This is a genomic window from Mycobacteroides sp. LB1 (genome assembly GCF_013449725.1).
GTDB lineage: Bacteria > Actinomycetota > Actinomycetes > Mycobacteriales > Mycobacteriaceae > Mycobacterium.
In genome coordinates, this window is sequence record NZ_JACCFF010000004.1 from 240,760 (window position 1) to 255,425 (window position 14,666).

Annotated in this window: 16 protein-coding genes; 6 read left to right on the forward strand and 10 right to left on the reverse strand. The window is 64.2% G+C overall.

The annotated features are described in order from the left end of the window. Positions 1–4 precede the first annotated feature (4 nt). The 6 genes from MLB1_RS17400 to MLB1_RS17425 all read right to left on the reverse strand — a co-directional run bounded on the left by MLB1_RS17400 (position 5) and on the right by MLB1_RS17425 (position 2,626). Positions 5–523 (reverse strand): lipoprotein LpqH, encoded by a 519-nt coding sequence (locus tag MLB1_RS17400; RefSeq protein ID WP_180751091.1) that lies wholly within the window; start codon positions 521–523, stop codon positions 5–7. Positions 524–600: 77 nt separating this feature from the next. After that, a complete protein-coding gene (locus tag MLB1_RS17405) occupies positions 601–1,077 on the reverse strand; it encodes a lipoprotein LpqH (protein ID WP_180751092.1) in 477 nt (158 codons plus the stop codon). Between the two features lie 89 nt (positions 1,078–1,166). After that, entirely contained in the window at positions 1,167–1,475 is a 309-nt protein-coding gene (locus tag MLB1_RS17410; protein ID WP_180751093.1) for a DUF202 domain-containing protein, read from the reverse strand. After that, positions 1,472–1,825 carry a DUF202 domain-containing protein gene (locus MLB1_RS17415; protein WP_180751094.1) on the reverse strand — a complete coding sequence of 118 codons (354 nt, stop codon included), beginning with the start codon at positions 1,823–1,825 and terminating at the stop codon, positions 1,472–1,474. The genes MLB1_RS17410 and MLB1_RS17415 overlap by 4 nt, the downstream gene beginning before the upstream one ends. Before the next feature lie 44 nt (positions 1,826–1,869). Next, the gene (locus MLB1_RS17420; RefSeq protein WP_180751095.1) at positions 1,870–2,244 is read right to left on the reverse strand and encodes a hemophore-related protein; all 375 of its coding nucleotides are present in this window, start codon (positions 2,242–2,244) and stop codon (positions 1,870–1,872) included. Between the two features lie 49 nt (positions 2,245–2,293). Then, positions 2,294–2,626, reverse strand: coding sequence for a hypothetical protein (locus tag MLB1_RS17425; RefSeq protein ID WP_180751096.1), 333 nt, complete (start codon positions 2,624–2,626; stop codon positions 2,294–2,296). A gap of 146 nt (positions 2,627–2,772) precedes the next feature. Here MLB1_RS17425 and MLB1_RS17430 point away from each other — a divergent pair, with 146 nt between their 5' ends. After that, positions 2,773–3,996 (forward strand): bifunctional glycosyltransferase family 2/GtrA family protein, encoded by a 1,224-nt coding sequence (locus MLB1_RS17430; protein ID WP_180751097.1) that lies wholly within the window; start codon positions 2,773–2,775, stop codon positions 3,994–3,996. Then, positions 3,966–5,846 (forward strand): glycosyltransferase family 39 protein, encoded by a 1,881-nt coding sequence (locus MLB1_RS17435; protein WP_180751098.1) that lies wholly within the window; start codon positions 3,966–3,968, stop codon positions 5,844–5,846. The genes MLB1_RS17430 and MLB1_RS17435 overlap by 31 nt, the downstream gene beginning before the upstream one ends. A 20-nt stretch (positions 5,847–5,866) precedes the next feature. Here MLB1_RS17435 and serC read toward each other — a convergent pair whose 3' ends face one another. Then, positions 5,867–6,982 (reverse strand): phosphoserine transaminase, encoded by a 1,116-nt coding sequence (gene serC / locus MLB1_RS17440; RefSeq protein WP_180751099.1) that lies wholly within the window; start codon positions 6,980–6,982, stop codon positions 5,867–5,869. Between the two features lie 202 nt (positions 6,983–7,184). On the opposite strand from serC, the gene MLB1_RS17445 reads away from it, so the two are divergent. After that, complete coding sequence (locus MLB1_RS17445) at positions 7,185–8,222, forward strand: diiron oxygenase (RefSeq protein ID WP_180751100.1); 1,038 nt, start codon at positions 7,185–7,187, stop codon at positions 8,220–8,222. Further along, positions 8,222–9,904 (forward strand): FAD-dependent oxidoreductase, encoded by a 1,683-nt coding sequence (locus MLB1_RS17450; protein ID WP_180751101.1) that lies wholly within the window; start codon positions 8,222–8,224, stop codon positions 9,902–9,904. Before MLB1_RS17445 ends, MLB1_RS17450 begins: the two co-directional genes overlap by 1 nt. On the opposite strand, the gene MLB1_RS17455 is transcribed toward MLB1_RS17450, so the two are convergent. After that, complete coding sequence (locus tag MLB1_RS17455; protein WP_180751102.1) at positions 9,905–10,369, reverse strand: VOC family protein; 465 nt, start codon at positions 10,367–10,369, stop codon at positions 9,905–9,907. A 48-nt stretch (positions 10,370–10,417) separates the two neighbouring features. After that, positions 10,418–11,554, reverse strand: a complete 1,137-nt coding sequence (locus MLB1_RS17460) for a citrate synthase 2 (protein WP_180751103.1) — start codon at positions 11,552–11,554, stop codon at positions 10,418–10,420. Between the two features lie 120 nt (positions 11,555–11,674). Between MLB1_RS17460 and pdxH the strand changes: the two genes are divergently transcribed. After that, complete coding sequence (gene pdxH / locus MLB1_RS17465; RefSeq protein ID WP_180751104.1) at positions 11,675–12,322, forward strand: pyridoxamine 5'-phosphate oxidase; 648 nt, start codon at positions 11,675–11,677, stop codon at positions 12,320–12,322. Here the strand turns inward: pdxH and kstD are convergent. After that, on the reverse strand, positions 12,288–13,994 hold the full coding sequence (gene kstD, locus MLB1_RS17470) for a 3-oxosteroid 1-dehydrogenase (protein WP_180751105.1): 1,707 nt from the start codon (positions 13,992–13,994) through the stop codon (positions 12,288–12,290). The genes pdxH and kstD overlap by 35 nt on opposite strands. A 73-nt stretch (positions 13,995–14,067) precedes the next feature. Between kstD and MLB1_RS17475 the strand changes: the two genes are divergently transcribed. After that, complete coding sequence (locus MLB1_RS17475) at positions 14,068–14,664, forward strand: TetR/AcrR family transcriptional regulator (protein WP_180751106.1); 597 nt, start codon at positions 14,068–14,070, stop codon at positions 14,662–14,664. Positions 14,665–14,666 lie beyond the last annotated feature (2 nt).

The following is a 14,666-nucleotide window of genomic DNA, read 5'->3' on the forward strand; positions in this document are numbered from 1 at the left end:
TTTGCTATCGGGGGCACGCCGCGTCGACCCGGAACGGCTTGGTCCCGGCGTTCTTCATCGATGATTTGTTGAAGCCCATGATCGTGCCCTCGACGGTGTAGCGATCCCCGTCCTTGGTTGCGGTGGCGACCTCACCCTTATGCGGGAGACTTTCGATGTAGATGTACCGGGTGCCGTTGACATCACCCAGATTGACGGCATCGACAGTCGGGGGATCGCCCTTGAGGATCACCCCACGATCGTCGGTGACTTTCCCGATGGTGATGAATACCCCGTGATCGGGGCCCGGCGAACATCTGGTGGGAGCGTCGGTCTGCACCGTCTTCCCGTCGACACTTATCGTTGCGGTCGCGCCCTTCGGCTTACCGGGACTGGTTGGTGTGGCGCCGCGTACCGGTCCGGTGTTGGGCATTCCGTCGACAGAGGTGCCCGAGATCCTCGTGATACCCGTGCTTTTGGAGCACCCGGTCAGTCCTGCAGCGAGCACTGCCGCCCCGAGGATGGCCATGGATATGTGTTTCACGCTGCCCCCTGTGGTCTCTGGAAAAGACTAGCCGGGCAACACAAGTGCTGCCCGGCTAGGCCGATATCTCGTTGCCGCTATGGGCAGGTGACTTCGATTTCGAACGGCTTCTCGACAGGCTGCATGGGGTTGGCCATGTCGACGCCGGTTGCCGTGCCGCTGATGTTGTACTTCTTGCCATCCTTCTTCGCGGTGGCCTTGCCGCCCGGCGCGCCCTCGGCGTAGCCGAGCGTGACGCCGTTGATGTTGCCGAGGCCCACCGACGTCACGCTGGGTGCATCGCCTTCGCTCAGCACGGCCGCGACAGCTTGCATTCCGCTGCCGATGGCGATGTTGAACTTGCCGCCGGCGGCGGTGCAGGCCACGGATCCCTCGAGCTTCTGCTCCTTGCCGTCGATGACAACCTTGGCAGTGCTGTTGGTGGCGACGGAGCCTCCATTGCCACTCACCGTGGTGCCCTTGGTTTCGGACTTGTCCTTATCGCTCGAACAGCCGACCAAACCTGCGGCGATAATCGCCGCGCCGCCAATGGCGACCACAAGCCCACGCTTCATAGCGTTCTCCTTATGTGTGATGGGGGTGGAGCCGAACAGGACAAAGTATGGGGCGATAACGGAACGCGGTCCGCGGAACGCGGGTATACCTACGTAACCAGATTTGAAATGTCTATACCTGCTGACAGCAGGGCTACCGCGACCGTCGTCACGGTGGTCAGCGCGATGACCTTGCCGCCGTGGTACCAGTGCCCGCGGGCCAGCGAGTAATGACGCACCGTGCTGATCGCGACGATCCCGAGCACGACCGCTGATGCGATCAATGACGCCCCCGCGGTCTGCTTGTTGATGAGCGCATGGGTCATGAGCACAGCGGCAGTTCCGGCGGCGGCCAATCCGGTGCGGCGCCAGGCCAGCGCGGTGCGCTCGGCGGCGTTGGTCTCGTGGGCCCGCGTCATCGGTAGAAGACCGCAATCGACGCGAGGATCGCGACCAACCCGATGCTGACGGCGAGCAGGGGCACCAGCATGGTGCCCCGGAGAGGTTGGGCCCGGTCCATCCGTTCCTTGACATCGCGCCAGTGGAAGTAGGCGCCGATCGATACCACCACCGCGAGCGCCAGACAGGAGGCCGCGAGCACATGCCGGACGCCGGAGTGATGAAACGGTTGGACGAGGGTCTGGACCGCTACGCCTCCCGCGAGTAGACCGAGCGCGGTGCGGATCCACGATAGAAATGTGCGTTCGTTGGCCAGGGTGAATCGGTAGTCGATCGACCGGTTCTCGTCGTCGGTGGGTGGCTCCGTCACACGTGCCAACCTAGCCCGGGGTGGCGTCGGGTCCTACCGGTGTTCTAACGTTCGGATGCCTCGACCGCCCATCCGCAACGAATCATGAGATCTTTCAACGGTTGTCGTAGACGTGCAATGTCTGCCGCCACGTCCGGGTGGGCCTTCAGGTACTGGAGGACCTGTTCGTTCGGCCGCACCGCATCCGATTTCACTGCCGTGTACGCGTCTCGGACGTCGGGGTGTTCGTCCATGTAATCGGCTGTCGTGAGAGCCACCCCGGCAGCGACTCGTTGGTACCCGGCCGCATCGCAATTGATGACGGGCGGTGCCGGCTCGGGCTCGGCGGCGGCCTGTGGCACCCCGCCGAGTATCGCCGCCGTAACCCCGATACCAGCCAAAAGCCCTGCACGGCGGGTGTGTTCATTCACAAGCCTCATGACAACTCCTTTTCGGGCAACAGGTACCTACTGCTGTGTTCGGCCGACATCACGTCGGCCCATACCTGCCGGGCCATTTACCACCGTCCGGCGCGGGTGCGGGGGCAGTCGGCGGATGCGGTGGCCGCGGTACCGGACCACGGCATATCTTCGGAGTTCCCGCCGTCCCGCAGCCGCTGATCGGTGGCGAGAAGCTCGAATCAAAGGACATCCCGATCGGCACGCACAGATCCATCGACATGTCATAGGTCATGCCCTGCGGACACTCGGCGGCTGCCGACGCGTCGGGTGAGCCGACGATGGCTGCCACCAAGGCGCCGCCGGTCAGCATGACTGCCGCCACACCTGCACCGGCACGTCCGATCGCGGTGATCACTCCCATATACGGACCCCTATGTGGGTTTGAGCATGACCAACGAACTTCGTGGTCCGAGCATACGGAATGCGCCCGGTTCCGTCGCGGCGTTCACAGGAGACTCGCAGCGGCAACCCAGTGACACCGGAGCCCCGGCAACCATTGTTTCTGTCGTGACCAGTGTGATGCAGCCGATCGACATCAAGACGGCGCCTACCGCGATACTCGCGACGACCCTCGACATCGTGATCCCGGTGTACAACGAGGAGAACGACCTGGAGCCCTGCGTGCGCCGCCTGCATGCGTTCCTGGCCAACGAGGTTCCGTACACGGCACGCATCACCATCGCCGACAACGCCAGCACCGATCGCACCCTGCAGATCGCGCATCGGCTTGCCGACGAGCTCGACGACGTCGACGTGCTGCACCTCGAGGAGAAGGGGCGGGGACGGGCCCTGGCTGCGGCCTGGCTGTCTTCGGATGCCGAGGTCGTCGCCTACTGCGATGTGGACCTGTCCACCGACCTCAACGCGCTGATGCCGCTTGTCGCACCGCTGATCTCGGGGCATTCGGATGTCGCCTACGGCTCGCGGCTCAACCGTAATTCGCGGGTGGTCCGCGGCCCCAAGCGCGAGTTCATCTCACGCACCTACAACTTGATCCTGCACGCCTCGCTGCAGGTTCGGTTCTCTGACGCACAGTGCGGATTCAAGGCAATCCGCACCGATGTGGCGCGCCAACTGCTCCCGTTGGTCGAGGACAAGGAATGGTTCTTCGACACCGAGCTCCTGGTGCTCGCGGAGCGGGTCGGCCTGCGCATCCACGAGGTACCCGTCGACTGGGTGGATGACCCGGACAGCCGCGTCGACATTGTTGACACCGTGCGCAAGGACCTGCTCGGCATCTGGCGGCTGGGTCGGGCACTCATGCTCGGCACCCTGCCGCTGGAAGAGCTACGCCACAGCCTCGGCCGCGAACCGCTTGTCGAGGGTGTTCCTCCCGGTATGGTCGGCCAGCTGGTTCGGTTCGGAATCATTGGTGCGGCAAGCACATTGGCCTATGCCATGCTATTTCTGGTGTTGCACGGGGTGGTGGGGGATCAGGCCGCCAACTTCCTGGCACTGCTCGTTACCGCCGTCCTAAACACCTCGGCCAACAGATTCTTCACCTTCGGTGTGCGGGGGCGGCACAATGTCGCCAAGCACCAGTTCCAGGGCCTTGTCATATTCGGCATCGGGCTGGCCCTGACCAGTGGTTCGCTGGTCGCCATGCATCACCTCGTCCCGGATGCCGCCAAGCACGTACTGCTGATCGTGCTGACGGTGGCCAATCTTGTTGCGACGCTGGTCCGATTCGTCGGATTGCGATGGGTCTTCCGAAGCGCGAACACGCGATGACGCGGGAGCGGATCAGCGTTGGTCTTCTGCTGATCGGCACCGCGGCGGCATATTTGGTCAACCTCAGCGCCAACGGCTGGGCCAACTCCTTTTATTCGGCTGCGGTGCAAGCGGGTTCGGTATCCTGGAAGGCCGCGTTCTTCGGCTCCTCGGATGCCGCCAACTCGATCACCGTCGACAAACCACCCGCCTCACTGTGGCTCATGGAACTGTCGGTGCGCATCTTCGGACTGAGCAGCTGGAGCATCCTGGTGCCCCAGGTGCTGCTCGGTGTGGCATCTGTGGGCTTGCTCTACGTGATCGTCCGCCGATACTTCGGGCATGCGGCCGGTCTGCTGGCCGGGCTGGTGCTCGCGGTCACTCCGGTGGCGGTACTGATGTTCCGTTTCAACAACCCGGACGCCCTGTTGGTCTTCTTGACGATCGCCGCGGTGTGGGCGACGTTGCGCGCCATCGAAGACGGCCGCACCCGCTGGCTGATTCTGGTCGGGGTTCTGGTCGGTTTCGGGTTTCTGACCAAGCAGCTGCAGGTCATGCTCATCATCCCGCCCGTCGCGTTGACCTACCTGATCGCGGGCCCGGTGAGCGTCGGGAAGCGACTGGCGCAACTTGTCGGATCAGCTGCAGCGGCAGTGGTTTCGGCGGGATGGTGGATCGTCACGGTGGAACTTTGGCCACCGGGCTCGCGCCCGTGGATCGGCGGTTCGCCCGACAACTCGATCCTGGAGCTCACCCTTGGCTACAACGGCCTGGGCCGCATCAACGGTAACGAGAAGGGCAGCGCCTCGGGTCCGCGTGAGGAGATGTACGGCTTCGGTGGCCATTTCGGGAGCGAGCCCGGGATAGGCAGGTTGTTCCAGCCTGCGCTCGGCGGGCAGATCGCCTGGCTGTTGCCCACGGCGCTGGTCCTCGCAGTGCTGGGAATTATGCTGTTAAGCAAGGAGTCTCGGTCGGATACGCGGCGCGCGGTGCTGCTTGTGTTCGGGCTGTGGGTATTCACCACGGGTGCGGTGTTCAGCTACATGCAAGGCATCTTCCACCCGTACTACTCGGTGGCACTGGCGCCCGCTGTCGCCGCTCTCGTGGGTGCAGGGTCAGCCCTGGCCTGGCGGGAGCGGGAAAAAGCCTGGGTAAGAGCAGCTCTGGCGGTAACACTGGCTCTCACCGTGGGGATGTCCTGCATGCTGCTGGGTCGGTCACCTGAGTTCCTGCCGTGGCTGCGCTGGGCGGTCCTCGGCCTGGGAGTAGTGACGCTGGGCGGTCTTGCGGTGAACAGATACCCGAAAGCCGTCGCGGCCGTGGCGATCGTCGTCGCACTGGCGGGTCCGATCGCGTACTCCGCCCAGACCATCGCCACACCGCAGAGTGGAGCGCTTCCTTCGGCCGGGCCCGAGGTCAAGGGCGGCGGCTTCCCGGAGTTCCCGGATATGCCGGAAAGGCACCGACCCGAGTTCGAACGTGGTTCGAAGCGCGGTGGCGGTCTGTTGGACGGAAGCACCCCAGGCCCCAATATCGTTGCCGCCCTGGAGGGCAACGCCGACCGCTACACCTGGGTGGCCGCGGCGGTCGGCTCCAACCGTGCGTCCGGATACCAGCTCGCTACCGGCCGTCCGGTGATGCCCATCGGTGGTTTCAACGGCACCGACCCGTCGCCGACCCTGGCGCAGTTCCAGCAGTACGTCGCCGACGGGCAGATCCACTATTTCCTGGGCAATGACGGTGGCGGCGAGGGGTTCGGAGCTCCCGGCAGCGAGACCTCGAAGTCCGTCCAGGAGTGGGTGCAAAACACCTTCACCAAGCAGATCGTCGATGACGTCGAGGTCTACGACCTCACTGTGCGCAAGCCGTAGCCACTACCGCCGAGTGTGAGTCAGAGGCGCTCGACGACCCAGTCGACGCATTGCGTCAGCTTGGAGACGTCCTCGGGGTCGATGGCCGCGAACATCGCCACTCGCAGCTGATTGCGACCCAGCTTGCGGTACGGCTCGGTGTCCACAACGCCGTTGGCGCGCAGCACCTTCGCAACGGCCGCCGCGTCCACGTCATCCTTGAAGTCGATGGTGCCCACCACCTGTGAGCGCTGCGCCGGATCCGCCACGAATGGCGTGGTGTACGACGTCGCCTCGGCCCAGGAGTACAGCCGCGAGGCCGAGTCGGCGGTCCGCTTGGTGGCCCAATCCAGGCCGCCATTGCCCAGGAGCCAGTCGATCTGATCGGCCAGCAGCAGTAGCGTGCCGATGGCAGGCGTGTTGTAGGTCTGGTTCTTGAGGCTGTTCTCCACCGCGATCGGCAGCGACAGGATGTCTGGCACCCAGCGTCCGCTGCCACCGATTTCCTCCACCCGCTCCAACGCGGCTGGGCTCATCAGTGCCAGCCACAGCCCGCCGTCTCCGGCGAAGTTCTTCTGCGGCGCGAAGTAGTAAGCGTCTGCCTCGGTGATATCCACCGGCAGGCCGCCGGCACCCGAGGTGGCGTCGATGAGCACGAGTGCGTTCTCGGAACCAGCGGGACGCTGTACCGGAACCATGACACCGGTCGACGTCTCGTTGTGGGCCCAGGCGATCACGTCGGCGGACGGATCCGAGACGGGGGCCGGCGCGCCACCCGGCTCGGCGACCACCTTGATCGGGTCACCGACGAACGGGTTCTTCGCCACGCAGGAGGCGAACTTGGCGCTGAACTCACCGAAGGTCAGGTGCAGCGACCTATCGCGGACCAGGCCGAAGGCGGCGGCATCCCAGAACAGGGTGGAACCGCCGTTGCCGAGAATCACCTCGTAACCATCGGGAGCCGAGAACAGCTCCTTCAGGCCCTCGCGGACGCGACCGACGAGGTTCTTGACCGGTGCTTGCCGGTGCGAGGTACCAAAGAGGGAGGCTCCGGCGGTTACGAGCGATTGCAGCTGTTCGGGGCGCACCTTGGAGGGGCCACAGCCAAAGCGTCCGTCGGCGGGCAGCAGGTCAGCGGGGATCGTCAGTTCAGACACGGCTACCAGCCTAAACGGTCACCCATTGAGAGCTGCGTCACATAAAACAGGCCCTGCAGAGAACGTCACATGGGACCATTGGTCTCAACTCCTGGCTATGGCTGCTTCGGTCTGTCTACACTCGCCCAGAGCTTGTAGACTTTCAAGTAGCCCCCGAAACGTAAAAGTTCGCAGGTCCGTTACCTAATCAAAGGAGATTGGCATGTCGCTCCGCGAGAAGCTCCGCGCGAAGAAAGAAGTACGCGCCGACGCGAGCTACGTCCAGGTGCTCGAGACCCTGTCGCACGGCTCCACGCACCGGAACTTCGATCCCTTCATCGATATCGACTGGGATAGCCCGGAGTATGCCGTCGTCCCCAATGACCCCCGCTGGGTGCTTCCGCACCGGACCGACCCGTTCGGCCGGCACCCCTGGTACCAGGCGCAGTCGCTGGAGAAGCAAATCGAGATCGGTATGTGGCGCCAGGCCAACGTCGCCAAGGTTGGTCTGCACTTCGAGAGCATCCTGATCCGCGGTCTCATCCAGTACGCGTTCAGCGTCCCCAACGGCTCACCGGAGTTCCGGTACCTCAACCACGAGTCCATCGAAGAGTGCAACCACACCCTGATGTTCCAGGAGATGGTGAACCGCCTCGGTGTCGATGTGCCCGGTATGCCGCGCCTGCTGCGCTGGCTGTCCCCGTTCGTTCCACTGGCCTCCACGCCGTTCCCCGAGATGTTCTTCGTGGGTGTGCTCGCCGGTGAGGAGCCCATCGACCACACGCAGAAGAACGTGCTGCGCGAAGGTGACAACCTGCACCCGATCATGAAGCGGGTCATGGAGATCCACGTGGCCGAGGAGGCCCGGCATATCTCCTTCGCGCATGAGTACCTGCGCAAGCGCGTCCCGGCCATGCACTGGTTCAACCGCTTTGTGCTGTCGATTGCCACCCCGATCACCATGCGGGTGCTGATGGGCGCGATCATGACGCCGCCGCGCAGTTTCGCCAAGAGATTCGACATCCCGCAAGAGGTGATGAAAGAGATCTTCTGGAAGAGCCCTGCCTCGCGGCAGACGATGAGCGAGGTCTTCTCCGACGTCCGGATGCTGGTCAGGGAAACCGGGATGATGAACCCGGTGGCCAAGTTGGTGTGGCGGGCAATGCACATCGATGGTCGCGCCGCCCGCTACCGCAGCGAGCCGCAGCGCGGCCCGTTGGTGAACTACACCGAGGCAGCACCGGAAACCGTTCCCGCCTGATGCCACACGTCGTTACCCAGGCGTGCTGTAACGAGGGCTCCTGCGTTTACGCATGCCCCGTGAACTGTATCCACCCAACGCCTGATGAACCCGATTTCCTCAAGGCGGAGATGCTGCACATCGACGCCTCCACATGCGTCGACTGCGGTGCCTGCGTAGCTGCTTGCCCGGTGGATGCCATCAAGCCGGACTCGGTGCTCAAGGAAGAACAGCTGCCCTTCCTGCGCATCAACTCCGAGTTCTACCCGCGGGAAATCCCGCGTGCCAGTTTGGCTCCGGTCATCCAGGCACCGCCGGTACGTGAGAGTGGACGCTCGCTGAAGGTGGCCATAATCGGCTCCGGTCCTGCGGCCATGTACGCCGCCGACGAGCTGCTGACCCAGCCGAGCGTGAAGGTCAACATGTTCGAAAGGTTGCCCGCCCCGTATGGTTTGGTACGTGCCGGGGTTGCCCCCGATCACCAGCAGACCAAGCGGGTAACCAAGCTCTTCGACACGATGGCCGCACAGTCCAACTTTGAGTTCTTCCTGAACGTCGAGGTGGGTAAGGACATCACCCACGACGAGCTGCTGGAGCATCACCATGCGGTGATCTACGCCGTCGGCGCGTCCTCGGACCGTCGCCTGGACATCCCGGGCCTCGAGCTATTGGGCAACGCCACAGCCACCCAGGTCGTCGCGTGGATCAACGCACACCCTGACTACACCGATTTCCGGGTCGATCTCGATCACGAACGCGCCGTCGTCATCGGCAACGGGAACGTGGCTCTTGACGTCGCGCGGGTGCTCACCGCGGATACCGATCGCCTTGCGCGCACGGATATTTCGGACACCGCGTTGGCCGCGTTGCGCAGCAGCAAGCTGCGTGAGGTCGTCATCGTCGGCCGTCGCGGCCCCGAGCACTCGGCGTTCACGCTGCCCGAGCTCCTCGGCCTCGTTGGTCTGCCCGATATGACCGTGGTCATCGACGAAGAGACGGCGAAGCTGGTCGACGAGGCGTTGGAGACGCATCTGGAACCGCTGACCAGGCAGAAGCTGGAGGTGCTCAGCACCCTCCCGCGTGAGGCGCGGGAGCCGGGCGGGAAGACCATCCGGTTCGCCTACAACCGCACCCCCGTCAAGGTTTTGGGCGCGAGTCGGGTTGAGGGCGTCGAGTTCCAGCAGGGCGACTCCGTGGACACAATTGCGACGGGTCTTCTCCTCACCTCGATCGGCTACCGCGGTATCCCGATGCCCGATGTGCCGTTCGACAACCAGCGTGCCGTTATCCCGAATGAGCAAGGGCGCGTGATGGATCCGGCTACCGGCCAGGCGTATCCCGGTACCTATGTGGCGGGATGGATCAAGCGCGGTCCCACCGGATTCATCGGGACCAACAAATCTTGCTCGCAGCAGACCGTCACCTCGATAGTCGAGGATTACAACGATGGACTGCTCGCCGATCCTGCGCAGCGGCTGTCGGGACTGTCCAAACTGATCCGCCGGCGTCAGCCCACGATCGTGGATCACAACGGCTGGCTGGCGATCGATCGCGCGGAGATTGCGCGCGGTAAGGGCGAGGGTCGCCCGCGCGATAAGTTTGTCTCGGTGCCCGAGATGCTTCGCGCCGCCGCGACCGCTCCGCAACCACCGTTGTGGCGCAAAGCGATTCGCGGATCGGCGTTAGAAGACCTGTTGCGGTAGTCAGACTCCTTCGGCCGCGCACCTCTTGAGCTCTTCGGCGTCGACAACCTTGACCGGCTGACCCATCGACCACTGGTGGCCGAACGGGTCCTTGATGACGCCGAAGCGGTCACCCCAGAACTGGTCTTCGAGCGGCATCTCGATGGTCGCCCCGGCGTCGACGGCGCGCTGGAACCACTCGTCGACATTGCGCACCGTGAGGTGAATGGTGACCGGGGTGCCGCCGAGGGCTGTCGGGGTGCTGGATTTGCCCTCGTTGTACTCGGGGAAGTCGTCGTTCATCATGATCGTCGTGCCGTTGATCTTGACGGCGGCGTGCATCACCTTGCCGTCGGGAGTCTCCAGCAGTCCGAGCTCCTCGGCGCCAAAGGCGTTCTTATAGAACTCGATCGCAGCGCGGGAGTCCTCGACGATGATGTACGGGGAGACGGAAGGCTCAACTGGTGGGAGGTCGGGGGAGGTCATGTGACCTACCCAACCACCTCACGCGCAGTGACGCCAGGAGTTCAGAGGCTAAACACTCAAGCGAGAGTTCAGAAGCCCGAATCCCTCCACGGATTCGATCGGGCGCGGCTCGGGCCCGATATACAGCGCAGCCGGGCGTACCAGCTTGCCGAGGCGCTTCTGCTCCATGATGTGTGCGCTCCAGCCTGCGGTGCGTGCGCAGGTGAACATCGCCGGCATCATCCTGGTCGGTACCTGCGCGAAGTCGAGGATGACCGCGGCCCAGAACTCGACATTGGTCTCGATGACGCGATCGGGACGACGCTCCCGCAGCTCGGTCAGGGCAGCCTGCTCGACGGCGGCGGCGACCTCATAGCGCGCGGCCCCGAGGCGCTTGGCGGTGCCACGCAGTACCCGAGCACGCGGATCCTCGGCGCGGTATACCCGGTGGCCGAATCCCATGAGTTTCTCGCCGCGATCCAGGATGCCCTTGATGACGCCGCGGGCGTCGCCGGTCTTCTCGGCTTGTTCGATCATCGGCAGCACGCGGGCGGGTGCGCCACCATGTAGCGGTCCGCTCATCGCGCCCACCGCGCCCGATAGCGCGGCGGCAACATCGGCACCGGTGGAGGCGATGACCCGGGCGGTGAACGTCGAGGCGTTCATACCGTGCTCGGCGGCCGACACCCAGTAGGCGTCGATGGCCTCAACATGCTTCGGGTCGGGCTCGCCCTGCCAGCGAGTCATAAAACGTGATGTCACGGTGGAACATTCGTCGATCATCCGCTGCGGTACGGCCGGGTGGTGGAGACCCCGGGCCGACTGCGCGACATACGACAGCGCCATCACCGACGCACGGGCCAGCTGATGACGCGCGATGGTGTCTTCGGTGTCCAACAACGGCTCAAAGCCCCAGATCGGTGCGAGCATGGCCAGCCCGGCCTGTACGTCTACGCGGACGTCGCCGGTATGAACCGGAACGGGGAACGGCTCGGCCGGTGGGAGTCCTTGGCCGAACTTGCCGTCGACCAACAGTGCCCAGACATCACCGAAAGTGACGTGCTGGGCGACCAGATCTTCCACATCCACGCCGCGATAGCGGAGCGCGCCGCCGTCCTTATCGGGCTCGGCGATCTCGGTGGCGAAGGCTGTCACGCCTTCCAGGCCAGGTGCGAAATCCGCTGGTAGCGGCGCTGCAACTGTCATGATTCTCGACTCCCTACCTGTGGGTAACAACTCGGTAACGCGATTCTCGCACCCGCAAATAAGGGCGATTCTTAGTCACCTCGGTGTCTCTTAGATGTCTCGGTAGCACTCGCCTGTAGCGTGATTTTCGTGAATGAATGGCTGCGCTCGGACTATCGCCCCGGAGAAAAGGACGGCAGCGGCGATCTGGATGTCGACTGGCTCGCCGATGGCTGGCTTGCCTTGTTGCGCAAATGGTTTGACCTCGCGGTGTCCTCGGGCATCCCCGAACCTAATGCGATGGTGCTCGCTACCGTCGACAACGGCAGGCCGGTGACGCGCACCGTGTTGTGCAAGGGATTCGACTCCGCGGGTGTGACGTTCTTCTCAAACTACGACTCCGCCAAGGGGCGTCAGCTCGACCATGCGCCGTACGCGAGCGTCACCTTCCCTTGGTACGCGCTGGGACGACAGGTGCATGTACGCGGCCGGGTGACCAAGGTCGATCCGGTGCAGACCGCCGACTACTGGGTTAACCGGCCCCGCGGCTCGCAGCTGGGGGCATGGGCGTCCCAGCAGTCCGCACCCATCGGATCACGAGAGGCGCTGTTGGCGCAGCTCGATGACGTCACCCAGCGGTTCGCCGATGTGGACGAGGTGCCGGTGCCCGCGCAGTGGGGTGGTTATGTGATCGCGCCCGAGACCGTGGAGTTCTGGCAGGGCCGGGAGAACCGCATACACAATCGGATTGTGGTCACGGGTGCGCAGGTTCAGCGGCTGCAGCCGTGAGGTCGAGCGCGGCCAGATAACCGAAGACAAGGGCCGGTCCGATCGTGGCGCCCGGCCCGGCGTAGGTGTGCCCCATGAGCGCGGCGCTCGCGTTCCCGGCGGCGTAGAGGCCGGGAATGACGGAGCCGTCGGGACGTAGTGCGCGCGCGTTGGCGTCGGTGTTGATACCGCCCTTGGTGCCCAGATCGCCGGGCACTATGCGGGCCGCGTAGAACGGACCCTGGCTCAGTTCTCCCAGGCTGGGATTGGGTTTGTTGGTGATATCCCCGTAGTAGTGGTCGTATGCGGATTCGCCGCGATGGAAGTCCTCGTCGCGTCCGGTGCGTGCGAACTCGTTGAATCGACCGATCGTGGATTCGAGTGCGTCTGCGGGTACACCGATCGTCCGGGCGAGCTCGGCGATGCTGTCCGCCTTGATGATTGCGCCACTGTTCAACCAGGATCGGGGAAGCGGAGCGCGCCCGGTGATACCGGCGAAGGTGTACCGGTTCCGATACGTCTGGTCGAAGATCAGCCATGCGGGCAGGTTCTCGGCGGGGCCGGTTCCGGAACCGAACCGGCCGCCGAACATCTGATGGGTGGCTTCGACATAGGGCAGCGACTCGTTCATGAATCTTCGCCCACGGCTGTTGACGAGAATGCTTCGGGGCAGTGATCGTTCGGCGAGCGCGAACCACGGTCCCTTTGGTAGCGGAATCGAGGGCGCCCACCACGCGTCGTCCATGAGAGACACTGCGGCACCGGTTGTTTCGGCGGCGAGGATGCCGTCGCCGGTATTGGAGGTGGCGCCGATCGACCATTGTGCGCCCGCGGGTTCCCGGTGGTACTTTTCGCGCATCTGGGCGTTGTGGTCAAAACCGCCGCAGGCGATCATGACGCCACATCGCGCGGTGATGGTGCCCTGATCGGTGATGACTCCGGTGACACGACCGTCGGTGACGACGAGCTCACGCAGCGCGGTACCCAGCCGGACGGGGATTCCGGCCTCTTTGATGCCAACGAAAAGCGATGCGACAAGGGCGCTTCCGACTCCGACGAGATGCTGCCGTCGTAGCTTGGCGACCGCCGTGCGGGCGCCGATCCGAAACATGTGCCAGGGGCCGCGCCAATGCCGCAGGCCGGTGCTGAGCCATCGGTAGTCGGATTGCTTGACGACGACGTTCATGGGTGCCTTGGTGTAGAACGGCGCCATGGTGTCGACGTCTGATCCGAGCCGTCGGGCATCGAATGGCTTGGGTTCGCAGGATCTTCCGCCGGGGCGGCCGCCCGGGGCCTCGGGGAAGTAGTCGGAATAGCCGCGCACCCATTCCAGGTTGAGCGCGGAGTTGTCGGCGAGGAACTTCAGCGCCTCGGGGCCTCGGTCGATGTAGGCGTCGATGCGGTCCGTTGCGGCGAACGGGCCGATGATGTGGCGCAGGTAGGTGCGCGCGTCCTCGAGCTCTTCCGTCGACGATTCTCCGGACGATTGTGCAAGGAAATGGTTCCCGGGGATCCAGACGCCACCTCCCGATCGTGCGGTGGAGCCACCCCACTGAGCGGCCTTCTCCAGAATGACGACCGACAGGCCGTGCTGCTTTGCGGTTATCGCGGTGGACATGCCGGCGGCGCCGGAGCCCACCACAACGACGTCGTAGGTCTCGTCCAACGCAATCACTCCTCTTGGGATCAGCATCGACAGTTGGTATCAATATGATAGTAACTGTCAAATTGCCATAACGTACGGCTTTGTGTCAAGGTCTTCAGATATGACCGGCTCGCTGCGATCGCGTCAGCGGATGAGAGTGCGCAGCGATATCTACAGCGCCGCAATCGCACTTTTCGCCGCACGCGGGTTCCAGGCGGTGACCACCGAGGAGATCGCGGCCGCGGCCGGCGTATCGGCGAGCACCTACTTCCGTCATGTCAACGCGAAGGAAGACCTGCTGCTCGACCCCCTGCTCATCAGCGGAGACGCGATCACCGCCAGGTTCTCCCAAAGACCTCCGGATGAAGCGGTTCCCATCGCGTTGTCGGCGGCCATCGCGGAGCGCAGTGCCGAGGTTGACGACGCCGAGCTGCAACAGTGGCGCACGGCGATATTGACGGCCCCGGAGCTGATGGCCCGGGTATCGCTCATCTCGGTACAAGACCGCCGGCAGCTGACGGCTATCGCGGCGGAACGGATGGGGCTGGATGCTGTCGCCGACCAGAGACCCGGGCTGATCGTGCACATGCTCCTCGCCGCCGCCGAATATGGCTTTCAGCGCTGGCTTGGGCCCGACTCGACACAGTCTCTGGGAGCCTGTGTCGAGTCGGCGCTCACGGCGGTCCTTGATCTACGCACAGAACGGCTACAGCCCTGACC